The sequence below is a fragment of the Bellilinea caldifistulae genome (genome assembly GCF_001306055.1).
GTDB classification, from domain to species: domain Bacteria; phylum Chloroflexota; class Anaerolineae; order Anaerolineales; family Anaerolineaceae; genus Bellilinea; species Bellilinea caldifistulae.
In genome coordinates, this window is record NZ_LGHJ01000024.1 from 15,653 (window position 1) to 38,577 (window position 22,925).

Genomic DNA, 22,925 nt, shown 5'->3' on the forward strand with positions numbered 1-22,925 from the left:
TGTTGACTTTCATTGATATTACCACTAAAAAGTGACTTAATAAAATGCTTAAAGAAGTAACTATTCTTCAATGGTTTTTCTTGGTTTTTTCGATTTTGTTATTTATCGGGCCGGGTATCAGTCTATGTAGTTTTCTTAGGCACGAAACTAAGTATCGTTTTTCACTATTCTTTCTGATGACATTTGTTCTCTCCATAGCGTTTTGGACGATACTTCTGGTGTATTTTCGCTTTTTTAAAATTAATCTTCTAAATCATAATTTCGTATACCTTATATCAATTTTTAGTTGGATAATTGGAGTAATAAAATTTATCAAATTATCGAAAAACCGAGAATCCCAATTTCTTCTCCCTGATAAATGGGAGATACTTCTCATCTTTGGGTTAATTATTTCTTTACTTATCAACACTTATGCGCTGCGTAATATGGTGGTTGGATTGGGCAGCGATAGCAATCATCATACGCTTATTACTTATATGTTTATTTGGAATGAAGGTTTACCCAATAACTACTCGCCAGCATATCCGGATATTATTACTTTTAATTATCACTTCGGCTTTCACGCTTTGGCAGCAAACTTATCACTCTTAAGTGGGTGGGAACCAAGATTGATGGTTCTTGTTTTGGCTCCGATATTGATTACACTATCCGGCCTGGCTACAGCCTACTTTTGCTGGCGAGTTTTTCAAAGTTCAATTGCAATGGCTCTTGCCGGGATAATACCCTCCTTGATAGCGGTTTTTCCAACCGCCATGCTGGAATGGGGCAGATATCCTCAAACATTGGGCTTGATCATATTGTCCGTATTTCTGGCTGAGTATCTAGTGGTCCAAGCATCTGAAGTATCTAAAAGAAAAATAGTTGCTCTATCAGCAATTGCGAGTGGTTTGGCTTTAACCCATTATCGGGTAACTATTATGGGAATCTTGGCTATCTTGCTCTGGGAATTCATAAGGCTCATTGAAAAAAAATCACTGATAGCTTTCTTCGGAGAACGAGGACTATTGATTGGTGGTGTTTCAGTTTTCAGTGTTTTTCTTGTTTGGCCTTGGTTTTTACAAGTGTATCTGAATCAATTTGTTGGTTATGCAGATCCATATTCTGCTCCCACAGAGCTATTTTTTTCGATTGATCGTTTAGGTTCTACCACACTCGAATATCCTACAAATATTTCACTAATCGGCGCTTTTGCTTTATTCAGTTTGTGGGCAATTTACAGACGAAATCGTTTAGGAGCGTGGATATTTTTATGGATGTTTATGATGTTGATCAGTTCGTGGTTGACGAGAGGATTAAAATATACGGCGGCGGATACAATTACTGTTATCACCTCCTCGTACCTACCACTCTCTATCATGATTGGCTGGGGAGTGAGTGATGTTGAAAAATTATTTTCCCAAAAGATTGTAAATGGAATTTTAGGAACTATTGGTGTGATTGCGTTAGTTTGGGGGGCATATCACATGAATGGGTTGTTGGATGTTCCTTCTGCTGCGTATGTTAAGCCAGAAGACTTGAAGGCAGCTGAATGGATAAGGCAAAATACACCTGAAGATGCCTGTTTTATGATCAATACTTATCGTTTTGAATTCTCAACGAATTTTATTATAGGAAGTGATGCTGGCGGGTGGTTACCTGTTTTAGCTCAAAGATGCGTTGTTACTTATCCAATGACAAGTAATATCGAACGGTTTGATCATCCTAGCGCATTGGATAAGGTGGTGAGGATACATAATTTAGATGGAAAACTAACCTCTAAAGGGGCAATCGATTTATTTGGGAAATTTAATATAAAATATGTGTATGTTAGACAAAATGAAATATCTGAACGGATAAATGCAACAACTCTTTCGCAGTCGATTTTATATGAAAGGGTATATAGCCGAGATAATGTTGAAATTTATAAGATAAAAATAAACACTGCCATTTCAGTCAAATGAAAAATATACCTCACCCAGATCTATGATATTATTTTCTTTTACTTCAATTTTAAGAACATTTCCACTCTCATCGTAATAAACCATACCACCTGAAACTACCTCATATATAACGAGAGAGTAATTACCTGGCTTAATATCATGAAAATAAAAACTACCATCAATTGGATCAACATAAGAGAAAGGGGCTTTTGAAGTATCTAAAAATCCACCAGAAAATTCATTGGAAAGTTCTATAATATCCCCAAGGTATACAATTAATCCATTCAAATCAGAAGAATTTGGCATTATTAGCTTACCCTTAACTCCTCCTGTGCCTGGAAGAGGAGTTGGTTCTACTTTTTTTTCTGTTGCCCTTTCTCCGTTTGGAGCACAACCGAAAGTTAAGATAGTTAGAAGTATAAAAATAAAATGCTTGCGGGTTGTTTTCATATTTCAACCTCCAATAACAGAAGTGTTGTGGAATTTTCCACAACACTTCTGCATTTTGTAAATATAGGTCATTCACGGAATTGGAACGCCAGTATACATCGTTGCAACATGTCGACCATAATTTGTATGAATGACAGTTGCAACCAGTTGAGCCCCTGATGATCCTTGTATAAAGGCTGAGCCTTTCCAACCAGACGGAATAGAACCATTCCCATCAAGTACTGGACCACCGAAATAAAACTCTATCGCTTGGCCGGGAGTTAGGGTTACATTACTCTTTGTCCCATTAAGGTTGCTTACAGAGTCTGGGTCAGCCGAGTATGTGATTGTAAATGTGGCATTGGAACTGCCGTAATTTTGTACTTTTATTCCGGAAATCCATACTCCAGAACCAGAAGGCCAATTGTAAAGCGATGGCAAGCTAATATTCCTGCTACCGCTAGCAAATCCCGCATAGCCTACCGCCACTCCGTATCCGCTTGCCCCTTCATAATTTGTGTGCTGTACTGTTGCAACAACAGGAACATTTGAATTGATTATTGCATATCCTTTGAACTGGTTAGGCATTGGACCAGCGGGTGAATTCAAAGTTGTTCCAGGAAGATACAGTTCTGTATTTCCACCAGCAGGGATACTAAGAGTTTTTGTACCGGTAAATGATGGCATCCCAGGGTCAGATTTGAATTCCACCGTAATACTTGCGGGTGAGCTGGAGGAATTCACTATCTTTATACCAGATCTCCATGTGCCACTAGCGCCAGAGAAGTTGTTATAAAGAGATGGCAGAAGAATCTTTGTTCCAGCATCTGTCGAAGAAAGTCCACGCGCGCTAATAAGCACATTGCCTTGGACATCACCATTACCGACCAGTCGCGTTTGATTTGCCATAACTGCAACTGGACCACTTGACTCGATAGTGGCACTTCCAATAAACCACCCCAAATCGTTATATGTTGAAGTAAGGGTGTCAAAGCTTTGTGTCCCGTAGGGTGCAATACTAAAGGGAACTGTTTTTGTGTGGACACCAGAATCACTATATGAAACAGAAGATGAAGGTTCGGTGAAAACAATGTTTCCAGTGACTGACGAAGCCGTTGTGTTTTGAACAAAGATTTCGGTGCTCCAACTGTTGTGGTTGCGATAAACATATGGTACAAACACTGATGTAGAGGGTACCATTGAATTATAGCTATCAGCCATGCCATAAGGATAATTTGTTGTAGTAACCACAGCACCAACGTTTCGATCAGAACTCACAACAGCCGAATATTGCCCTGCTGTAACGCTGGAAAAAGAAGGTAGATATACTTCAACTGATTTATTGGGTTGTGCTACTAAAGGACTACCACCAGAGGTCTGGGTGATGACATGTATTGGTGATCCTCCACTGCTACCGTAGAGAGAGACACTAAGGTTAGCCACGTTGCTTGGATCAAGATTTTGGATCTTAATTCCAGACTGCCAGGTTCCCCCAGCAAGGCCATTCGCTATAGATGTTAGCATTAACATCATAATAATAACTATTGGTAACGCTTTGAAAACATTTTTGTTGAACATTTTTTTACCTCCATAATTTTAGAGTTGCTATTAAGATACAATTGTTAATTTGCAATAGCAATAATTCTTATGGGTTAATGTTCTGGTTTTTTAAATTTACCAATGGCAAATATCCAGGGAAACACATATTGTATGTTATGGACGATAATGTAATTTTTTATCAAATTCGAAAAACTTTTTAAATTCCAATGTTGAATATGACCTGGTGTGTTACCAAAACTTTTTATATATTTCATTCTAGCAAGGTTTAATAATTGCCACCAAGGTTCATTAGGCACGGAGAGAATTGTCCATCCGTTGCCAACCCTTTGAATCTCTTTTAGAACTAATTCTGGACTTGATACATGTTCGAGAACCTCACATGCAATTACAAGATCGAATGTGTTTTCTGAAAATGGAAGATTTTCTCCAAAACATACAACCCAATTAGCATCCGAATTATTTTTTGCACTTGATTTTACGAAATGCCAATCAATATCACTTGCGAAAAAATGGACTTCCGGGTAAATATCTCTGACATACCTTACTATGTATCCTTCGCCACTTCCAATTTCTAAAATATTATCTGCTTTAATGCGAGTTAAGAAATATTGAAAAGCACTTTTATACTTATTAACAAAAAACTTCACCAATAGATTATTCGAAGTGTATTTATTATAATAATTACCTAAAGGGATGTTCTTTTTCATAATAATAATTCCGGGGAATACTTGAATATTAGGCCTGTGTGGTAAGATTATTATAAGATTTTAAACCCTATCGCCCAATCCATTGAGATAGATATTGCAAAATTATAAACCAGGATTTGAAAATAAGTCTTCTCGCCTTAGGTTTCAACAACTAGGCATATGGCTTGGTCTCTTTTTATTCCTTCTTCAAGTTTATCAAAGTGTCCAAAAATTGCTTCAATCAAAAATTATTTTCCAATTCTCGTCCCTTAGTATCCTTGCACTTTTTCTTGGCTTAAGTTTCAATTTTCTTCAAATGCTCAATTGGAAATTGATCTTGAGCGGGTTGGGAATTATCATTCCCCTTAAGGAAACCCTTAAAAATTTTCCAAGAACGTTCCTGCCTCGATACATTCCCGGCTCAATATGGGGCTATTTGAGCAGGGGAGAGTGGCTGCTTACTAACTTTAACGTTAGTCATAAGATGAATATTTATAGCTCCTTACTGGAAGTAATTATTCCACTCAGCGCTTCATTATTTCTGCTGTCGGGATCTTTTTTAAAGTTTAATTTTCTTTTATATCTAGTTCTTGCTGTCATCATACTCTTCGGTTTTTGGTTGGTATTTGAGTTTTCCCGAAAAAGGATTTTTCCTCGATTAGGCTTTTCGGATGAAAAAAATTATTTTTCGTTTAGAAGGTGGCTATTAGGCAACTTTATTTTTTCGGTAAATTGGATATTGATGGGGTTGATGACATTATTTTTAGTTACTATATTTAATAACCCAAATAACCAATTATCAATTTGGTCGGTTCAAAATGTGTGGAATGCAACTTTAGCCTATTGCACAGCTTGGCTTGGTGGTTTCCTTGTTTTATTTGTACCTGCGGGGATGGGGGTTCGTGAGATTTTGTTCAGGTTAGTCTTGGAACAACTTATGGGGATTTCTTCTGACATTGCTCTTCTGGTTGCTGTTGCAGCCCGGTTTATATCTCTTCTCTCGGAAGGGGTCTGGCTGATTGTTGGGATTCTGATTAAAGATTGATCATCAAACTTCATTACTATTGGGTTTTGCTTCGTCTAAGCGAATGCGATACAAAATCTCTTCTAACAACTTTCTATTAAAACTGATCAAATCCGCCACCAAACCAATTAGCAAAGTCTGAAAACCGACAATGATCAGCACAGCTCCCAACAATAGCGATTGAATTTTGCCTTCTCCCTGTCCTATGGCGAAAAAGTATAAAAAACGCAACGCAGGGATCAGTCCGATTCCGATCATCAAGCTTCCAATGATGGTAAAAACCCTTAAAGGGCGGTACATAGTATAAGCGCGAACAATAGTTACCGTGGAGTGGCTTAAGTATTCTGTGATGCTGCGCATCAGGCGGGATGGACGGCGGGGCGGATTGGTGCGGATTGGAACGCTGGCGATGGCAAAGTTTTGGCTGCCGGCTTGAATCAGTGTTTCCAAAGTGTAAGAATAGTTACTCAGTACATTCGTTCGCAGGGCAACTTCACGGGTCATAGCCCGAAAACCACTGGTCGCGTCAGGAATATCCAACCCGGCTGCTCGTGAAACAACCTTGCTCCCCCAGGTTTGAAGTTTACGTTTAAGCGGTGAAAATGTCTCCAAATTGGCTACCCCTCGGTCGCCAATGACCAGTTCGGCTTTACCTTCCAAGATAGGCTTGAGCAGAGTCGGTATATCTCCCGCATTGTATTGATTGTCCGCATCGGTATTAAGGATGATATCGGCCCCCAGCCGGAGGCATGCATCCAGCCCGGTCCGGTAAGCGGTTGCCAACCCTGCATGTTTCTTTATGCGTACAATATGATGCACCCCTACTTGCCGGGCAACCTCAGTGGTGTTATCGGTACTGCCATCATCAATAATTAAATACTCAATTTGATCCACCCCATCTATTACACGGGGTAACTCGGCGATGGTGTGAGGTAAGGTTTCAGCCTCGTTGTAACACGGAATCTGGATGATCAGTTTCATTGGAGTATGCTTAGTATATCAAAATCCAATTCGGAATATCACCCTCTTTTCTGGCAATCTCCTCTATAATTAAACCACCATTCACTCATCATGGGGAAATATGCTGAAACGTTTTTGCCTCCTCCTCTCCCTGGCCCTGCTGCTTTCCGCTTGCCGTGTACTCCCGGAACCGACGCCGGAACCGTTGCCGAGGATTCCCTTTCCGACGTTGCCTCCATCTCCCCCCACCCCTTTGCCTTCGCCGACGCCGCTGCCCAGCCCAACCCCAACGCCCGAACCCACGGTTGAAATTCAAGCCCAGCCGACTTTGCCTCCCTTTATCCCCTTGCAGCAAGCCCCGCTGTTTGCGCCGCCCTTTGCCCACGCCGAGCCGCCCTGCGGGTGGATGGGTGCAGCCGGTCAGGTCTTTGACGGCGAAGGCCGACCACTGAACGGCATCATCGTTTCAGTGGTCGGCAATGTGGCCGGCCAGAATGTGGACGCGCTTGGATTCACCGGCCTTGCCCCGGCTTACGGCCCCGGCGGCTACGAGGTAACTCTCCACAACGGGGTTGCCCCCGGCATCTTTTGGGTGCAATTGTTCGATCTGGCGGCTCAGCCGCTGACCGAGCCGCTCAACTTCACCATGTTGACCGATTGCCAAACCAGCCTGGCGGTGATCAACTTCCGTCAGCTGGATGCGGCCTTTCAACCGGTTTTGCCCTGAGTCTTTCCCCAAGTTAACCAGATTAGCGTTTGGTTAAAAACCGGCTGCAACCCCTCCCGCAGCCGGTTTTGAGGCTCTGGCGGGCAGAATGCGCCCTTGACCCAAACAACCGCCCGGTTTATAATTCAGCCACTGAATTTTAGAACATGACCGAACTTTCGACCGAATCAACTCGCGACCTTGTCATCCTCGAAAAAATCGAACAGGATCCGGATGCCACTCAGGCTTCCTTAGCGGCTCAACTGGGTGTAGCGGTTGGAACGATCAACTGGCATCTCAAACGATTGATCGCCAAAGGATATGTCAAGGTGCGGCGCGTCGAGCGCCGTAAATTACGCTATATCATCACCCCTGAAGGGCTGGCGCTGCGCGCCCGTCTGACGCTGGACTATATTCAAAGTTCGTTCCAACTCTACCGGCTGGTGCGCTCGCGGGTCATTCATGCGCTTACCGAGGTGCGCAGGATGGGCTATTCGGCCATCCGGCTCAACGGCGATGGCGATGTTGCCGATGTCTGCCGTCTCACCTGCCTCGAACAGGGCGTTGAGATTGTAGATGACCCATCGGTGCCCCTGCTCGTAATTCAGGGCCTGAAAGTATTGATTCAAGACGAGGAGGATAAGACAGCGTGAATCCCACCCCCGAAAGTTTCTGGCAGTCCCGACGCGTATGTGTGACCGGCGGAGCCGGCTTTCTTGGCTCCTTTGTGACCGAAAAACTGCGCCAGCGCGGCGCACACGAAATTTTCATCCCCCGCTACCCGGAATACGATCTGGTTCAACCGCAGGATGTCGAACGGCTGCTGGACGATGCCCGTCCGGATGTGATCCTTCACCTCGCCGCTCATGTGGGCGGCATCGGCGCCAACCGCCTCCACCCGGCCGAGTTCTTTTACGATAACCTGATGATGGGTGTCCAACTGATGCACCAGGCCTGGAAGCGCGGGGTGGAAAAGTTCGTTGCCATCGGTACGGTGTGTGCCTATCCCAAATACACTCCCGTGCCGTTTCGCGAAGATGATCTGTGGAACGGTTATCCCGAAGAAACCAACGCACCCTACGGACTGGCCAAGAAAATGCTGCTGGTGCAGGCTCAGGCTTACCGTCAGCAATACGGCTTCAACGCCATCTTTTTGCTGCCGGTCAACCTGTATGGCCCGCGCGACAACTTTGACCTTGAATCCTCGCATGTCATCCCGGCGCTGATTCGCAAGTGCATCGAAGCGCAGGAAAGCGGGCAGAAAACCGTTGAGGTGTGGGGCGATGGCAGCCCAACCCGCGAATTTTTGTATGTGGAGGATGCCGCCGAGGGCATTTTGCTGGCCACCGAGCGTTACAACGGCCCGGAACCGGTCAACCTCGGCTCCGGGTTTGAAATCAGCATCCGCGACCTGGCCGAATTGATCCGCCGCTTGACCGGCTTTGAGGGAGAACTGGTCTGGGACACCAGCAAACCCAACGGCCAGCCGCGCCGCGCCCTGGATATCAGCCGGGCAGAGAAGTATTTTGGTTTTCGAGCCAGAACCAATTTTGAAGAGGGTCTGCGCCGAACGATTGAGTGGTACCGCCAGAATCGCCCCGCGCGGGGTTGAGGAAGAGAAGGACGGGAAGCCTGATCTCCCCCGTCCATTGAGGAAATAACGCGTATGGCAGAACGAGTCAACACCAACGTGACCTACATCCGACCGGCGCGCGGCTGGATCAACATCAACCTGCGCGATCTTTGGCTCTACCGCGAACTGGTCTATTTCCTCACCTGGCGGGATATTAAAGTGCGCTATAAGCAGGCAGTCCTTGGCATCGGCTGGGCAATTTTTCAACCTGTGCTGAGCATGGTCATCTTTACGGTCATTTTCAACCGCTTTTTAGGCGTTAAACCGGATGCTGGCATTCCCAACGAGTTCTACCCGATCTTCGGTTTTGCAGCCTTGCTGCCATGGCAGTTTTTTCAGGGGGCGCTGCAGCGCGCCAGCATCAGTCTGGTGACCAACGCCAACCTGCTCACCAAGGTCTATTTTCCTCGCCTGATCATCCCCCTTTCGGCGGTGGCTGCCGGGCTGGTTGATTTCTTCTTTTCTTTCATCGTGCTGGCTGCCATGATGATCTACTTTGGCGTGCCGTTTACGAGCCGTCTGTTGTGGCTGCCACTCTTTTTGTTGCTGGCCCTTTTAGCGGCGCTGGCGGTGGGGCTTTGGCTATCGGCGCTCAATGTCCAGTACCGCGATGTGCAGCACATGGTTCCGTTTCTTCTGACGGCCTGGATGTACGCCTCGCCAGTGGTGTACTCGGCCGAAGTCATCACCGTTTCCCCGTTCTGGCAGGCAGTTTATGCCCTCAACCCGATGGTTGGAGTCATTCAGGGTTTCCGCTGGGCATTATTCGGCACCAACCCACCCGGTCTTTCCATGCTGGTTTCGGCCGGGGTGGTGCTGGTTTTGTTTGTATCAGGCCTGTTTTACTTCCGGCGCATGGAGCGCATTTTTGCGGATATGATATGAGCGACATTGCCATTCGAGCCAATCATCTGGGTAAACAATACCGCCTTGGCGCGCTCTACGAGCAGCGTTACCGCACCCTGCGCGAATCACTGGGTTCTCTTTTCCGGCGCGATGAAAGGAAATCCCACGAAACCATCTGGGCCTTGCGGGATGTGTCCTTTGAAGTCAAACAGGGCCAGGTGTTGGGAGTGATCGGGCGCAATGGGGCAGGAAAAAGCACCCTGCTCAAACTGCTTTCGCGCGTCACCGAACCCACCGAAGGAGAAGCCGAGATTCACGGGCGGGTTGGCTCGCTGCTGGAAGTCGGCACCGGTTTTCATCCCGAATTGACCGGACGAGAAAACATCTTTCTCAACGGCGCCATTCTGGGCATGCGTCGCACCGAGATCGAGCGCAAGTTCGATGAAATTGTCGCCTTTGCTGAGGTGGAGCAGTTCATTGATACACCGGTCAAACGCTATTCCAGCGGGATGTACCTGCGCCTTGCTTTTGCTGTGGCTGCCCATCTGGAACCGGAGATTCTGGTGGTGGATGAGGTGCTGGCGGTTGGCGATGCCGAGTTCCAGCGCAAATGCCTTGGAAAGATGGGCGATGTTGCCCGCGAGGGCCGCACGGTGCTGTTCGTCAGCCACAACATGTCGGCCATTTTGAGGCTGACCGAAGAAACGCTGGTGATTGAAAAGGGTCGTCTGGCGTTACGGGCTCCAACGCCACAAGCGGTGGATTATTACCTTTCGCGCGGATTTGCCCGTGAGGGGGAGCGCATCTGGGAAGCCGATGAAGTGCCGGCTGCTTCCCTGCCTTTCCGCCCGCTGGCCGTGCGTCTGCGTAACCCACGCGGTGAAGTGGTCAATTCCATCCGCTCGGCGGAAGCCAATACCATTGAGGTGGAGTACTGTCTGGATGCGCCGATCACCGGCCTGCGGGTGGGCATTTACCTGATGAGCATGCGCGGCGAGACCATCTTCACTTCCTTTGACACGGATGACCCGCAAGTGTTTGAACAAATGGCCGTCCGCCCGGCGGGGCATTACCTCAGCCGCTGTACCCTGCCGGCAGATTTGTTGAACGAAGGCCGTTTTGTGATTGGAATCAACGCCAGTTCGTATCGGGTGCGCCGCTATTTTCAAGATGAGCAGGCCCTCACCTTCTCGGTGGACATCACCGGAGCGCCCGGAACGCAATGGCCGGAAACTCGTTTGGGAGCGGTTCGACCGCGCCTGGAATGGACAATTGAGGCAGTTTGACTTATGACACCTTCTGGAAAAGACACCATCAAACGAATTTTGGGAAACATTCCCTTCACGGCAGAGTTGTATTATCTGGTGCGCCAACGCGGTAAACCGCTGCGCACGCGTTTTTCTCTACGGAATTTGCAAACCCACCTGCCGGAAATCAGCCGTCAGGCAGCCGAATTACGCCAGACCGCCCCGCCCGGCAAAAAGATTTTCATCTTTGCCACCCTGCACTACTGGATTGAACACGCCGCACTGGTAGGAATGGCGCTGGCAGCCCAGGGGCATAAAGTGACTCTCGGTTACCTGCCCTATGCGGACTGGCAAAACGACATCAACCGTTTTGACCTGCGCCGGCAGAATGCCTACGCCCGCAAGGTGCTGGAAGAAGCCCGTCCCTTGATGGATTCAGTTTCTTTTATCTCCGTGCGCGCCCCTTACACCCCGCTGCCCGCTGATCTGGCTGCCGCCGTGCAGGAAGTCAGCACCTATGATGCGCAGTATACCCTGCAGGTGGAAGAAATTGACCCGCAATCCGAGATTTATAAACTGCGTTTCAACCGCAACCGCGAGATTGCCCAAGGCGTGCTGGCGTACCTGCGCCAGAACCGCCCGGATGTGGTTGTTGTCCCCAACGGCACGATTCAGGAATTGGGCGTGGTTTATCGGGTTGCCCGCCATCTCAAATTGCCGGTAGTTACCTATGAGTTCAGCGATCAGCGTCAGCGCATCTGGCTGGCTTATAACAGCGAGGTGATGCGGCAGGATACGGCGAAACTGTGGGAAGCCAGCAAAGACCAGCCGCTTCGCGAAGATCAGCTGGAGCGGATGCGCAGTCTGATGATGGCGCGTCAGCGGGCGGCCATGTGGGAAAACTTCGCCCGCCTGTGGCAGGGCAAACCCGCCGAAGGCGGGGAGCAAGCCCGCCGCAAACTGGGGTTGGATCAACGCCCGGTGGTGTTGTTAGCCACCAACGTCCTGGGTGACAGTCTGACGCTGGGGCGGCAGGTCTTTTCCAAGTCCATGGCGGAGTGGATCAGCCGCACCGTCCAGTACTTCATCGGCCGGCCGGATGTACAGCTGGTCATCCGCATCCACCCCGGTGAGGTGCTGACCCACGGGCAATCCATGGCGGATGTGGTGCAGGAAGTCCTGCCGCGCCTGCCGGAAAACATCCGCCTGATCCGCGCCAGCGACGAGATCAACACCTACGATCTGATTGAGGTAGCCGATGTGGGGCTGGTCTATACCACGACGGTTGGCCTTGAAATGGCCATGATGGGCCTGCCGGTGATTGTGGCCGGGCAGACTCACTACCGCGAGCGCGGCTTTACCTATGACCCGGATTCGTGGGTAACCTACTTCAAACTGCTGGGGCATATTCTTGAAAACCCAGCCGAATACCGTCTGAGCCGCGAGCAGGTCAATCAGGCATGGCAGTATGCCTACCGTTTCTTCTTTGATTACCCCCAGCCTTTCCCGTGGCATCTGGTGCGGTTGTGGGAAGATTACCAGAATACCGATTTAAAGACCGCCCTGACCGGCAGCGAAAGCGAAGGTTATCGCCGATCATTCCGTTTTCTGGCGGGTGAGCCGGTCAACTGGGATTACATCAAGAACAACGGCGGTAAATCCTGACAAAGGCGTGATTGGATGAGCGAAACCCGGGTTAAACAAAAAGTGCGTGAGTTTTACGATCAGGTCGGCTGGCAAACCGTCAGCGATGGCCTGTATCAAAACGCGCGCTATGAAGACCTGCGGCCAGTATCCCGTGAGTACATTCACCGCTGCCACCTGCGGGTTAACCGGCATCTTGCACCGCAGGGTCGGTTTTTACTGGATGCCGGTTCCGGGCCGGTGCAGTACCCCGAATACCTGACGTATTCGCAGGGCTATCGTTACCGCGTGTGCGCCGATATTTCGATCCTCGCCTTGCGGGAAGCCCGCAAGCGACTGGGTGATCATGGGTTGTTTGTGGTTGCGGATGTTGCCAATTTGCCCTTCCGCGCGGATGTGTTCGAGGGGGTGGTGTCCCTTCACACCCTCCATCATCTGCCTTTGAATGAGCAAAAACAAGCCTATCATGAACTCTACCGCGTCTTAACTCCCGGACGCAGTCTGGCAGTGGTCAACGGCTGGACGGATTCACCACTCATGCGTCGGTTTGGCTGGCTGGTGAACCTGATGGAGACCATCGGTAAGTGGATTGCCCGATTGCGCGGCAAAGAAAAAGCAACACCCCGCAACGACGGGAAAACCGCCGTTCCTGTTAAGGCAACCCCAACCGGCACCTTTGTGGAAAAACTGGACGCAGCCTGGCTGCGCCGCGAATTAGCCGAATTAAGTCCCCAAATCTGGGTCTGGCGGAGCGTCAGCGTACGCTTTTTGCGCGCCGTCATTCACCGCCTTCTGGCCGGGCGTCTGTGGTTGCGTTTGTTATACGCGCTGGAAGAACGATTTCCGCATTATTTTGGTGAAAAGGGGCAATACCCCCTGATTGTGATTGATAAACCGAAAGGATCATGACCCGCCCGTTGGGCGGAGGTGGAGGAAGCCAGCATGGATTGGAGCGATAAAGTTGTTCTGGTGACCGGTGGTACCGGGTCGTTTGGAAAGAAATTCATCCGTATTTTGCTGGATGAGTACCGCCCGCTGAAGGTGATTGTCTTCAGCCGCGACGAATTGAAGCAACACGAGATGCGCCAGGCCGGTTTTGATGACAAACGGCTGCGTTATTTCATCGGTGATGTGCGCGATAAAGACCGCCTGCACCGCGCCTTCAACGGTGTGGATGTGGTAGTTCACGCCGCTGCGCTCAAACAGGTGCCAGCCTGCGAATACAACCCGATGGAAGCCATCAAAACCAACATCCTCGGCAGCAGTAATGTGATTGATGCCGCGTTGGATACCGGCGTCAGCCGTGTGATTGCTCTCAGCACTGATAAGGCGGTTAACCCGGTCAACCTGTACGGAGCCACAAAACTGGCTGCTGAAAAATTGTTCATCCAATCCAACAGTTACGCCGGCGGCATGACTACCCGTTTTGCCTGCGTCCGCTATGGTAATGTGGTGGGCAGCCGCGGCAGCGTTGTGCCGGTTTTCCTCAAACAACGTGAAAATGGAGTCATCACCATCACCGATAAACGCATGACCCGTTTCTGGATCTCGCTGGAACAGGGCGTGCGGTTTGTGCTGCGCTGTGCCGAGCAGATGCTGGGCGGCGAGGTGTTTGTGCCAAAGATCCCCAGCATGAAAGTGGTGGATCTGGCAAAGGCCGTAGCGCCGCGCGCCGAAATTGAGACAATCGGTATCCGTCCGGGTGAAAAACTGCACGAAGTGCTGATTTCCGAGGACGAAGCCCGCACCACTGTGGAGTTGGAGGATATGTATGTGGTACAACCGGCTGAAACGCTCTGGTTTGGCCGGGAATGGGAAAAACGCGGCAAACCTCTGCCGGACGGCTTCCGTTATGCCAGCAACACCAACACCGACTGGCTGACGATTGAGAAAATTCGTGAGATCATCCGTCCGATTGAAGAGGCCTACAAACAGGGAACCCTGGAATGATGCGGATTCTGGTCACAGGTGCCAGCGGCTTGCTGGGCTTGAACTTTGCCCTGCGTTACCACGCCGATCATCAGGTCAGCGGGGTGGTTCACCGCAACCCGCTGCGCAACCCGCCCTTTCGGCAAATCGTCGCCGACCTGAGCGACCCAAAAATGCTCGAAGCCGTGTTGGAGCAGACTCAACCGGAGGTGGTGCTGCATTGTGCTGCGCTGGCCAATCTGGACGAATGCGAACGCAACCCCCAGCGCGCGGTTGAGATCAATGTGAACCTGCCGGCGGCGTTGGCGCGTTGCGCTGCGCGGGATGGCTTTCGGCTGGTGCATCTTTCTACCGACGCGGTTTTTGACGGACAGCGTGGTGACTACACCGAAGAGGATACCCCCAACCCCTTGAGTGTGTATGCCCGCACCAAGCGGCAGGCCGAACTGCGCGTCCTGGAAACCTGTCCGCAAGCGCTGGTGGCACGGGTTAATTTTTACGGGTGGAGCCTTTCCGGTCAGCGAAGTTTGGGGGAGTTTTTCTTTTATAACTTGAAAGAAGGCAGGCCGGTCAAGGGCTTTACGGATGTGTTGTTTTGCCCGCTGGAGGCCACCCAACTGGCCGATCTTTTGCTGAGTCTGGTTCGTAAGGGCGCTGCGGGTTTGTTCCACGTGGTCAGCAGCGAGTGCCAGTCCAAATATCAGTTTGGGGTGAGCATTGCCCGCCGGTTTGGGCTGGATGAAAGGTTGATCGAACCGGTTTCGGTGATGGAGGGGGGGCTGGTTGCCCGGCGTTCGCCCAATTTACGCCTGCGCACCGATAAACTGCGTGAGGCGCTTGGCGAATCTCCACCCGGGCAGGCGGAGGCTCTGGAGCGTTTTTATGAATTGTATTTATCCGGTTATCCGCAGCGAGTCCGCTCGCTGGCGGATGGCCGTGGAAGCCAATCGGCCTAATTTCTGAGAAGAAGGAGACAGTCAGATGTCCGTAGAAATCAAAATTGGAAATCGAATCATCGGCGACAATCACCCCACTTACTTTGTGGCTGACATTGCCGCCAACCATGATGGCAGTCTGGAACGTGCCAAGTATCTGATCAAGCTTGCCAAACAAGCCGGCGCCGATGCGGCCAAGTTTCAGAACTTTGCCGCACCAAAAATCGTTTCGGATTACGGCTTCAAGGCGCTGGGTTCGCAGCAATCCCATCAGGCCAGCTGGAAGCGTTCGGTTTTTGAAGTCTATCAATCGGCTTCCATTCCCTTTGAATGGACGTATGAGCTTAAGGAAACCTGCGACAAAGTTGGGATTGATTACTTTTCCGCGCCGTATGACTTCGAAGCGATTGATTTCCTTGATGAACATATGCCGGTTTACAAAATCGGCTCCGGCGATATTGACTGGCTGGAAGCCATTGAGCGGATTGCCCGCAAGGGCAAGCCGGTCTTTCTGGCAACAGGGGCATCCAATATCGGTGATGTCCAGCGCGCCGTCCATACCGTGCTGGCGCATAATCCCCAACTGGTGCTGATGCAGTGCAACACCAACTACACCGGTAGTATCGAGAATTTCAAACATGTTCACCTGAATGTGTTGAAAACCTACCGCGCCATGTTCCCGAACGTGGTGCTGGGACTTTCGGATCATACCCCCGGACATGCTGCGGTTTTGGGCGCGGTGGCGTTAGGCGCAAGGGTGATCGAAAAACACTTTACCGATGACAACACCCGCGAAGGCCCGGATCATGCCTTTGCCCTTGATCCGATTGCCTGGGAAGAGATGGTCATGCGTACCCGCGAGCTGGAAATGGCGCTGGGAGATGGCGACAAACGGGTAGCCGATAATGAACGTGAAACCGTCATCCTGCAGCGGCGCTGCCTGCGGGCGGCACGCGATATCCGCGCCGGAGAGATCATCACACGTGAGATGATTGATGTGCTGCGGCCGGCAACCCCGGGCGCCATCCTGCCGCCGGAGATTGATCGCGTGATCGGCACCAAGGCCCTGCGCGATTTGCCGTATGGCAAAGAAATTCGCTGGACGGATTTGGGCGATTGAAGATTCTGTATTTTTCGCGCGACTACACTCCCCACGACCACCGCTTTTTGAGCGCGCTGGCGCAGTCGCCGCATACCATCTACTACCTGCGGTTGGAGCGGCAGCCCCGTCAATTGGAAGATCGTCCGTTGCCGCCCCAGGTGGAGCAGGTGGTCTGGCAGGGTGGACGCCAGTCAGCCGGCTGGCGGGACTACCCGCGCCTGCTGAGGGACTTAAAACGCGTCATCCGCCAGATTCAACCGGATGTCATCCATGTCGGGCCGATTCAATCGGCGGCTTTTCTGGCGGCGTTGAGCGGTTTTCAGCCGCTGGTGAGTATGTCGTGGGGTTCGGATCTGCTGCTGGATGCCGGGCGTTCGGCGTGGATGCGCTGGGTGACCCGCTTTACCCTGCGCCGCACCACCGTGCTGGCAGCCGACTGTCGTACCGTGCAAATAAAAGCCGCCTCCTTTGGATTCCCGGCTGAGCGGGTTGTTCTCTTCCCCTGGGGGGTGGATTTGACTCAATTCCGCCCCGGCCGGGCGGAGGAGTTCCGGACGCGGCGCGGCTGGCAGGAGGCGTTTGTGGTGCTTTCCCTGCGTACCTGGGAACCGCTCTACGGCGTGGATGTGGTAGCGCGCGGCTTTGCACGCGCCGCCCGCCAGAATCCGCGCCTGCGTTTGCTGCTGCTGGGCGGCGGCTCGCAGGCAGGCCTGATTCGTACCATCTTTCAGCAGGAAGGGGTACTGGAACAGGTCTTTTTTGGCGGGCAGGTCAACGGGGATGAACTCCCGCAGTATTATCAGGCTGCCGATTTGTATGTCAGCGCCTCTCACAGCGATGGTTCTTCGGTTTCGCTGATGGAAGCCCTGGCCAGCGGACTTCCGGTGCTGGTTTCGGACATCCCATCCAACCGCGAGTGGGTGACCGACGGTCAGGAGGGCTGGCTCTTCCCGGATGGCGATGATCTCGCTTTGAGCGAGGGGATATTGCGGGCGGCCGGCCAGCCGGAGGTGCTGGCTCCAATGAAATTGGCTGCCCGCCGACTCGCCGAGGAACGCGCCAACTGGCCGGTCAATTTTCAGCGCTTGCTGGAAGCCTATCAACGGGCGGTGGATTTGCATCGTTCTTCACTCTCTTCAATCTCAAAACCCTTGAAGGAGCAGCAACCATGACAGTCACTCCACCCCATGTGGTTGCGATTGTGCAGGGGCGGATGACTTCCAGCCGCCTGCCGGGCAAAATCCTTGCCGATTTGGGCGGTAAGCCGATGCTGGCACACGTGGTCGAACGGGTGCGCCGGTCTAAAACTGTTCGGCAGGTGGTGGTTGCCACTACGGTGGATCGCAGTGATGACCCGGTGACCGAATTCTGTCAGAAGCATGGCTATGATTGCTTCCGCGGTAGTTTATTCGATGTGCTGGACCGCTTTTACGAGGCAGCCCGGGCTTACCGTGCGGATGTGATCGTACGCATTACCGCCGATTGCCCGTTGATTGACCCGCTGGTGATTGACCAGACGGTCGAAGCCTTTTTTGCTCATCAGGCAGATTTTGCTGCCAACCGCCTGCCGCCGCCGTGGAAACGCACTTTCCCTATTGGATTGGATACGGAAGTGTGCAGTTTTGCGGCGCTGGAACGTGCCTGGCGCGAAGCGGACAAACCGCATGAGCGCGAGCATGTCATGCCGTATCTGTACGAGGAAGAAGGCCGCTTCAAGGTGCATGTCATCCACGCCGGGCAGGATTACGGCAACCTGCGCTGGACGGTGGACACCCCCGAAGATTTGACCGCCATGCGGGCTTTATTTGCCCTGTTTCAAAATCAACCGCCGCTTTCCTGGCTGGAGGTGCTTCCGGTCTGGCTGCAGCATCCGGAAGTCCAATCGCTCAACGCCGGGGTGCAGCATCACTGGTTCAACGAATATGACGAACGTTTTGGCAAACAGGAATCGTAAGCAATGCCGCTTTTGACCATCTTCACCGCCCCCAAACCGTTTACCAACCCGCACATTGCGATGATTCAGCGCAATGCCCTGCGTTCGTGGCTGGCTTTGGGTGATGAGGTGGAGGTACTGCTGATCGGCGATGAAGAGGGCCTCGCCGAAACGGCGGCAGAATTGGGTATCCGCCACTTGCCACAGGTGGAACGCAACGCCTACGGCACGCCGCTGATTCGCTCGATATTCGACCTCGCGCGCCGGCACGGCAGCGGTGAAATTCTGGCTTATGTGAATGCCGATATTCTGCTGCTGCCCGATTTTGTGGAAGCGGCAAAGCGGGCTGCCGGGCAGTTTTCAGGTTTCCTCATCGTTGGGCAGCGTTGGGACGTGGATGTGCGCCAGTCGCTGGATTTTGAAGGGGAGTGGGCCGACCGACTGCGGCAAATGGCGCTCAACGAGGGACGCCTGCACTCGCCCGGCGGCAGCGATTATTTCATCTTCCCCCGTGAGTGTTTCGAGAATGTGCCGCCAATGGCGGTCGGGCGGGCCGGCTGGGATAACTGGATGATTTATGCCGCGCGGGCGGCTGGTTTACCGGTGATTGATGCCAGTCAAAGCGTGATGATTTTGCATCAAAATCACGACTACTCGCACCTGCCCGGCGGTCAGCCCCACTATCGCCTTCCGGAAACGGAAGAAAACGTGCGATTGGGCGGCGGCAAGTTGACCATCTTCAAACTGACGGATGCCACTCATCGCCTGACCGACGAGGGAGTCTCCCCTTTGCCGCTGAAGGGCGAAAAACTGCGCCGCGAGGTGGAGATTTTCCCGCTGGTGCGCCTGCATTCGTCGGCGCTGGCGTGGTTGTTTTTTGCCGTTTTTCACCCTTATAAGGCCTATGCCGAATTGCGCAAACGGCTGACGGCTCCTCACAACCGAAAGGAAGGATGAACGATGCGTGTAGGTCAAAACCCGGCCAAGTTCGTCAAAGAAGTTGCCAACCCGGAACGCATTACGGTAGCGGTGTTAAGTTACATCCCGTTCCTGAGCGGTTTTTATGCCGAAACGCTGGATGTGCTGAAGGTTTGCCTTGCCTCGGCACGCAAAGATGCCGGTCTGCCGTTTGATCTGCTGGTGTTCGACAACGGCTCATGCGCCGAGGTGCAGGACTGGCTGGTAAGTGAGCAGCGTGACGGTAATATTCAGTATTTGATCCTATCGGAGAAGAACCTCGGCAAGGGCGGAGCGTGGAATATCATCCTGAACGGTGCGCCGGGAGAGATCATTGCCTACGCCGACAGTGATGTGCTGTTTTACCCCGGCTGGCTCAAGCAGAGCGTTGACCTGTTGGAAACCTTTCCCCATGTGGGCATGGTGACAGCCCGGCCTTACCGCACCAATCCTCAGTTTTACAGCAGCACCGTAGCCTGGGCAGAGTCTCAACCGGACGTGCAGGTCGAGCGCGGGCAGTTCATCCCGTGGGAGGTATTCCGTGAATTTGACCTGAGTTTGGGACAGAGTGAGGAAGAAATCCGCCAGCGTTACGAGACGACCGAGGACGTGCGGATTACCTACCGCGGCATGCAGGCGATTGCTGGAGCGTCTCACTGGCAATTCACGGCTTACAAGTCCACGCTGGCGCAATTTTTGCCATTTCAGATGGATCGCCCAATGGGGCAGGTTAAGCAACTGGATCAGCGCGTCAATGATGCCGGCCTGCTGCGGCTGATGCCCACCCAGCCCTTCGCCATGAATCTGAGCAATACCCTGCGCGGTCTGAAAGCCGATCAACACCAGCCTGGCCGCCTGCGCTCCAAACGCCCAAATCCGCTGCTGGATTTTCCGCCGCTGCGGGCGTTGTTGTTGAAATTTTACGACACGATTTTCCGCTGGTATTATGACCGGCGATAAGGATGGGAGAGATAACCGCAAGTCCTATGACAAACAAACGCATCTTCATCAGTGCTGACCATGGTTTAGCGGTGGTTTACTTCCTGCAAACGGATGTGCTGCCCACGCTCTTGAAGGGCGGGGTTGAGGTGGTGCTGCTGACCGACGACGGTCTGGTGGAACAGATTCAACGCCGCTTTGGGCAGCCGGGTCTGATTGTCGAGGGGTTGCGCCTCAAACAGGCGCGCCATTATTTTGAGACGCACGACCACAGCACGCAGTACTGGCTGCACTTTTTACGCTGGATGGGCGGCTCGCGGCGAATCAACACCAACGCCATGGACGGTCACCTGCGCCAGATGCAGCATGAGACCTCCCGGCGGGGTAAATTGTTGATGCCCTTCATCCGGGCTGCCACGGCGGTGCTGCGTCGTTCGGCTGTGGCGCGGCGGGCGCTGGTCAACTTTCAGATGCGCTACACCCCGCAAATTTATGGTGACCTGTTTGAGAAATACCGCCCGGCGCTGGTGGTTGCCAGCACTCCCGGCTGGCGCTTTGACCGCTACCTGCTGCGTGAGGCGGTCCGGCAGGGTATTTGCACTGCCACGGCGATTATCGGCTGGGATAATCCCAGCAGTTACCGGCTGCCGGGCGCTCCGGTGGACTACATCACCTGCTGGTCGGAAATTCAAAAGGAAGAACTGGTGCTGGGTTCAGACTGGCAGCCGGAGCGGGTCAACATCGGCGGTATTCCGGCTTATGACGGTTACTTCCGCAAACAGTGGCAGATGAGCCGCGAAGAATACTTTGCCCTGCACGGGCTTGACCCGCAGCGTAAATTGCTGGCTTACGCTTCCAGTTTTGTCACTTTTGCGCCGAATTACCCCAACATCGAGGCGTTGGCGCGGCTGGTAGCCGAAGACCGCCTGGCTTACCCGGCGCAGCTGCTCATCCGTCTGCATCCCAATCATTTCATCCCCGGTTCGCTCTACGAAAAAGAGGCGCAGCGCGTTCGTCAACTGGTTGGTGAATTACCCCATGTTCATCTGGTTGAGCCGGTCCCGCTGGGCGGTGAATTGGGATATTATTCCGGGGAGGACATGCCGGAAAAATCCTCGATGATGGCCCATGCGGATGTCTTTCTGACTGTTTATTCAACGATGGTGGTGGAAACCGCCATCCACGACCGCCCGATTGTGAGTGTGTGCATTGACACACCCGGCGGGTGGAACACGCCCGGCAAATTTTCACTGGCGCTTTCGGAAATTGCCGAATGGCCGACTCATTTACGCTTCCGGCAGGCCGGTGCCGGGCGGGTTGCGCTCAATCCCGAACAGGTGCGCGAGGCGGTCAATTTTTACCTGACTCAGCCGGATGCCGACCGCGAAGCACGCCGCCGCTTTGTGGAGCGGGAAGTGACTTTCACGGATGGCAGCGCCGGCAGGCGTACCGCCGAATATCTGCTTTCTCTGGTGTGAGGAAACTCATGAAGTTCTTGATCGCCGGTTTTGGTTCGATAGGCCGCAGGCATCTGCGCAATTTGCTGGCGCTGGGGGAGCGCGATATTATCCTGTACCGCACCCACCGTTCCACCCTGCCGACCGATGAAATTGAGCAGTTCCCCACCGAAACCTCTCTGGAAGCCGCGCTTGCCCACCGTCCCGATGCGGTGATCATCTCCAACCCGACCGCTTTGCACCTTTCGGTTGCCATACCGGCTGCCCGGCAGGGCTGCCACATCCTCATGGAAAAGCCGATTTCCCACTCGTTGGAGGGATTGGACGAACTGCGCCGCGCGCTGGAGCAGGGCGGCGGTCAATTGCTGATGGGATACCAGTTTCGCTTTCATCCTACCTTGCGGACGGCAGCGGCGGTGATCGCCGCCGGTGAGATCGGCCGGCCGCTGGCGGTGCGGGCGCACTGGGGCGAGTACCTGCCCAACTGGCATCCGTGGGAAGATTACCGCCAGAGTTATGCAGCCCGCCCAGACCTGGGCGGGGGGGTCATCCTGACCCTCTGCCACCCGCTGGACTACCTGCGGATGATGATTGGAGAAATCCGCTCGGTCAGCGCCATGACGGCTACCATCCCCGAGCTCGACCTGAATCTGGATGCGGTGGCGGAAATTCTGCTGGGTTTTGAGAATCAGGCGGTTGGCAGTGTCCATCTGGATTACATTCAGCAGCCGGCCCAACACACCGTGCAGGTGATTGGCAGTGAGGGTGTGCTGAATTGGGATAACACCAGTGGCCTGCTCGCCTGGCAGCGGGTGGGAGAAAACCAGCCACACCACGCTCACCCGCCGGCGGATTTTGAGCGCAACTGGATGTTTCTGGAACAGATGCGCCATTTTCTGGAAGTGGTGCGCGGAGAAGACCGACCGATTTGTACGCTGGAGGACGGCCAACGCGCTTTGCAAATTGCTCTGGCAGCGCTCGATTCGGCCCGGCAGGGACGGACATTCACGATATGAGGA

22 protein-coding genes are annotated in these 22,925 nt (G+C 52.4%); 18 read left to right on the forward strand and 4 right to left on the reverse strand.

What is annotated here, in order from left to right:
* Window positions 1-44: 44 nt before the first annotated feature.
* Window positions 45-1,940, forward strand: a complete 1,896-nt coding sequence (locus AC812_RS15855; protein WP_061913408.1) for a glycosyltransferase family protein — start codon at window positions 45-47, stop codon at window positions 1,938-1,940.
* Here the strand turns inward: AC812_RS15855 and AC812_RS15860 are convergent.
* The 3 genes from AC812_RS15860 to AC812_RS15865 all read right to left on the reverse strand — a co-directional run bounded on the left by AC812_RS15860 (window position 1,929) and on the right by AC812_RS15865 (window position 4,615).
* Window positions 1,929-2,369: a peptidase associated/transthyretin-like domain-containing protein gene (locus AC812_RS15860; protein WP_145962484.1), complete on the reverse strand. Its 441-nt coding sequence runs from the start codon at window positions 2,367-2,369 to the stop codon at window positions 1,929-1,931. The genes AC812_RS15855 and AC812_RS15860 overlap by 12 nt on opposite strands.
* 72 nt (window positions 2,370-2,441) lie before the next feature.
* A complete protein-coding gene (locus tag AC812_RS17725) occupies window positions 2,442-3,926 on the reverse strand; it encodes a hypothetical protein (protein ID WP_145962487.1) in 1,485 nt (494 codons plus the stop codon).
* Between the two features lie 74 nt (window positions 3,927-4,000).
* The gene (locus tag AC812_RS15865; protein ID WP_061913412.1) at window positions 4,001-4,615 is read right to left on the reverse strand and encodes a class I SAM-dependent methyltransferase; all 615 of its coding nucleotides are present in this window, start codon (window positions 4,613-4,615) and stop codon (window positions 4,001-4,003) included.
* Window positions 4,616-4,709: 94 nt separating this feature from the next.
* Between AC812_RS15865 and AC812_RS15870 the strand changes: the two genes are divergently transcribed.
* Window positions 4,710-5,639 carry a lysylphosphatidylglycerol synthase domain-containing protein gene (locus tag AC812_RS15870; RefSeq protein WP_061913414.1) on the forward strand — a complete coding sequence of 310 codons (930 nt, stop codon included), beginning with the start codon at window positions 4,710-4,712 and terminating at the stop codon, window positions 5,637-5,639.
* Between the two features lie 3 nt (window positions 5,640-5,642).
* Here the strand turns inward: AC812_RS15870 and AC812_RS15875 are convergent, their stop codons facing one another.
* Window positions 5,643-6,599 carry a glycosyltransferase family 2 protein gene (locus tag AC812_RS15875; RefSeq protein ID WP_061913416.1) on the reverse strand — a complete coding sequence of 319 codons (957 nt, stop codon included), beginning with the start codon at window positions 6,597-6,599 and terminating at the stop codon, window positions 5,643-5,645.
* A 208-nt stretch (window positions 6,600-6,807) separates the two neighbouring features.
* Between AC812_RS15875 and AC812_RS15880 the strand changes: the two genes are divergently transcribed.
* From AC812_RS15880 to AC812_RS15955, 16 genes are all read left to right on the forward strand, one after another.
* The gene (locus AC812_RS15880; RefSeq protein ID WP_145962490.1) at window positions 6,808-7,305 is read left to right on the forward strand and encodes a hypothetical protein; all 498 of its coding nucleotides are present in this window, start codon (window positions 6,808-6,810) and stop codon (window positions 7,303-7,305) included.
* Between the two features lie 146 nt (window positions 7,306-7,451).
* On the forward strand, window positions 7,452-7,937 hold the full coding sequence (locus AC812_RS15885; RefSeq protein WP_061913419.1) for a winged helix-turn-helix domain-containing protein: 486 nt from the start codon (window positions 7,452-7,454) through the stop codon (window positions 7,935-7,937).
* Complete coding sequence (locus AC812_RS15890) at window positions 7,934-8,896, forward strand: GDP-L-fucose synthase family protein (protein WP_061913421.1); 963 nt, start codon at window positions 7,934-7,936, stop codon at window positions 8,894-8,896. The genes AC812_RS15885 and AC812_RS15890 overlap by 4 nt, the downstream gene beginning before the upstream one ends.
* A gap of 54 nt (window positions 8,897-8,950) precedes the next feature.
* Window positions 8,951-9,802 carry an ABC transporter permease gene (locus tag AC812_RS15895; protein ID WP_061913423.1) on the forward strand — a complete coding sequence of 284 codons (852 nt, stop codon included), beginning with the start codon at window positions 8,951-8,953 and terminating at the stop codon, window positions 9,800-9,802.
* Window positions 9,799-11,049 (forward strand): ABC transporter ATP-binding protein, encoded by a 1,251-nt coding sequence (locus AC812_RS15900; protein WP_061913425.1) that lies wholly within the window; start codon window positions 9,799-9,801, stop codon window positions 11,047-11,049. The genes AC812_RS15895 and AC812_RS15900 overlap by 4 nt, the downstream gene beginning before the upstream one ends.
* A 3-nt stretch (window positions 11,050-11,052) precedes the next feature.
* Window positions 11,053-12,675: a capsular polysaccharide export protein, LipB/KpsS family gene (locus tag AC812_RS15905; RefSeq protein WP_061913427.1), complete on the forward strand. Its 1,623-nt coding sequence runs from the start codon at window positions 11,053-11,055 to the stop codon at window positions 12,673-12,675.
* A gap of 15 nt (window positions 12,676-12,690) precedes the next feature.
* A complete protein-coding gene (locus tag AC812_RS15910) occupies window positions 12,691-13,563 on the forward strand; it encodes a class I SAM-dependent methyltransferase (RefSeq protein ID WP_061913429.1) in 873 nt (290 codons plus the stop codon).
* A 33-nt stretch (window positions 13,564-13,596) separates the two neighbouring features.
* Window positions 13,597-14,604, forward strand: coding sequence for a UDP-N-acetylglucosamine 4,6-dehydratase (inverting) (gene pseB, locus AC812_RS15915; RefSeq protein WP_061913431.1), 1,008 nt, complete (start codon window positions 13,597-13,599; stop codon window positions 14,602-14,604).
* Complete coding sequence (locus AC812_RS15920) at window positions 14,601-15,539, forward strand: SDR family oxidoreductase (RefSeq protein WP_061913433.1); 939 nt, start codon at window positions 14,601-14,603, stop codon at window positions 15,537-15,539. The genes pseB and AC812_RS15920 overlap by 4 nt, the downstream gene beginning before the upstream one ends.
* Before the next feature lie 25 nt (window positions 15,540-15,564).
* Window positions 15,565-16,638, forward strand: a complete 1,074-nt coding sequence (locus AC812_RS15925) for an N-acetylneuraminate synthase family protein (RefSeq protein ID WP_061913435.1) — start codon at window positions 15,565-15,567, stop codon at window positions 16,636-16,638.
* Window positions 16,635-17,792 (forward strand): glycosyltransferase family 4 protein, encoded by a 1,158-nt coding sequence (locus AC812_RS15930; protein WP_061913437.1) that lies wholly within the window; start codon window positions 16,635-16,637, stop codon window positions 17,790-17,792. The genes AC812_RS15925 and AC812_RS15930 overlap by 4 nt, the downstream gene beginning before the upstream one ends.
* Window positions 17,789-18,574 (forward strand): cytidylyltransferase domain-containing protein, encoded by a 786-nt coding sequence (locus AC812_RS15935; RefSeq protein WP_061913438.1) that lies wholly within the window; start codon window positions 17,789-17,791, stop codon window positions 18,572-18,574. The genes AC812_RS15930 and AC812_RS15935 overlap by 4 nt, the downstream gene beginning before the upstream one ends.
* A gap of 3 nt (window positions 18,575-18,577) precedes the next feature.
* Entirely contained in the window at window positions 18,578-19,510 is a 933-nt protein-coding gene (locus AC812_RS15940; RefSeq protein WP_061913440.1) for a hypothetical protein, read from the forward strand.
* A gap of 3 nt (window positions 19,511-19,513) precedes the next feature.
* Window positions 19,514-20,470 (forward strand): glycosyltransferase family A protein, encoded by a 957-nt coding sequence (locus AC812_RS15945; RefSeq protein WP_061913442.1) that lies wholly within the window; start codon window positions 19,514-19,516, stop codon window positions 20,468-20,470.
* Window positions 20,471-20,496: 26 nt separating this feature from the next.
* The gene (locus AC812_RS17895; RefSeq protein WP_061913444.1) at window positions 20,497-21,927 is read left to right on the forward strand and encodes a UDP-N-acetyl glucosamine 2-epimerase; all 1,431 of its coding nucleotides are present in this window, start codon (window positions 20,497-20,499) and stop codon (window positions 21,925-21,927) included.
* An 8-nt stretch (window positions 21,928-21,935) separates the two neighbouring features.
* Window positions 21,936-22,922: a Gfo/Idh/MocA family protein gene (locus AC812_RS15955; RefSeq protein WP_061913446.1), complete on the forward strand. Its 987-nt coding sequence runs from the start codon at window positions 21,936-21,938 to the stop codon at window positions 22,920-22,922.
* Window positions 22,923-22,925 lie beyond the last annotated feature (3 nt).

What these genes read in the sequence shown, in the direction of transcription:
- pseB (WP_061913431.1), top strand. Translation starts at nt 13,597, where the DNA reads ATGGATTGGAGCGATAAAGTTGTTCTGGTGACCGGTGGTACCGGGTCG.
- AC812_RS15945 (WP_061913442.1), top strand. Translation starts at nt 19,514, where the DNA reads ATGCGTGTAGGTCAAAACCCGGCCAAGTTCGTCAAAGAAGTTGCCAAC.
- AC812_RS15860 (WP_145962484.1), bottom strand. Translation starts at nt 2,369, where the DNA reads ATGAAAACAACCCGCAAGCATTTTATTTTTATACTTCTAACTATCTTA.
- AC812_RS15900 (WP_061913425.1), top strand. Translation starts at nt 9,799, where the DNA reads ATGAGCGACATTGCCATTCGAGCCAATCATCTGGGTAAACAATACCGC.
- AC812_RS15865 (WP_061913412.1), bottom strand. Translation starts at nt 4,615, where the DNA reads ATGAAAAAGAACATCCCTTTAGGTAATTATTATAATAAATACACTTCG.
- AC812_RS15925 (WP_061913435.1), top strand. Translation starts at nt 15,565, where the DNA reads ATGTCCGTAGAAATCAAAATTGGAAATCGAATCATCGGCGACAATCAC.
- AC812_RS15935 (WP_061913438.1), top strand. Translation starts at nt 17,789, where the DNA reads ATGACAGTCACTCCACCCCATGTGGTTGCGATTGTGCAGGGGCGGATG.
- AC812_RS15895 (WP_061913423.1), top strand. Translation starts at nt 8,951, where the DNA reads ATGGCAGAACGAGTCAACACCAACGTGACCTACATCCGACCGGCGCGC.
- AC812_RS15955 (WP_061913446.1), top strand. Translation starts at nt 21,936, where the DNA reads ATGAAGTTCTTGATCGCCGGTTTTGGTTCGATAGGCCGCAGGCATCTG.
- AC812_RS17725 (WP_145962487.1), bottom strand. Translation starts at nt 3,926, where the DNA reads ATGTTCAACAAAAATGTTTTCAAAGCGTTACCAATAGTTATTATTATG.
- AC812_RS15885 (WP_061913419.1), top strand. Translation starts at nt 7,452, where the DNA reads ATGACCGAACTTTCGACCGAATCAACTCGCGACCTTGTCATCCTCGAA.
- AC812_RS15855 (WP_061913408.1), top strand. Translation starts at nt 45, where the DNA reads ATGCTTAAAGAAGTAACTATTCTTCAATGGTTTTTCTTGGTTTTTTCG.
- AC812_RS15920 (WP_061913433.1), top strand. Translation starts at nt 14,601, where the DNA reads ATGATGCGGATTCTGGTCACAGGTGCCAGCGGCTTGCTGGGCTTGAAC.
- AC812_RS15875 (WP_061913416.1), bottom strand. Translation starts at nt 6,599, where the DNA reads ATGAAACTGATCATCCAGATTCCGTGTTACAACGAGGCTGAAACCTTA.
- AC812_RS15910 (WP_061913429.1), top strand. Translation starts at nt 12,691, where the DNA reads ATGAGCGAAACCCGGGTTAAACAAAAAGTGCGTGAGTTTTACGATCAG.
- AC812_RS17895 (WP_061913444.1), top strand. Translation starts at nt 20,497, where the DNA reads ATGACAAACAAACGCATCTTCATCAGTGCTGACCATGGTTTAGCGGTG.
- AC812_RS15905 (WP_061913427.1), top strand. Translation starts at nt 11,053, where the DNA reads ATGACACCTTCTGGAAAAGACACCATCAAACGAATTTTGGGAAACATT.
- AC812_RS15940 (WP_061913440.1), top strand. Translation starts at nt 18,578, where the DNA reads ATGCCGCTTTTGACCATCTTCACCGCCCCCAAACCGTTTACCAACCCG.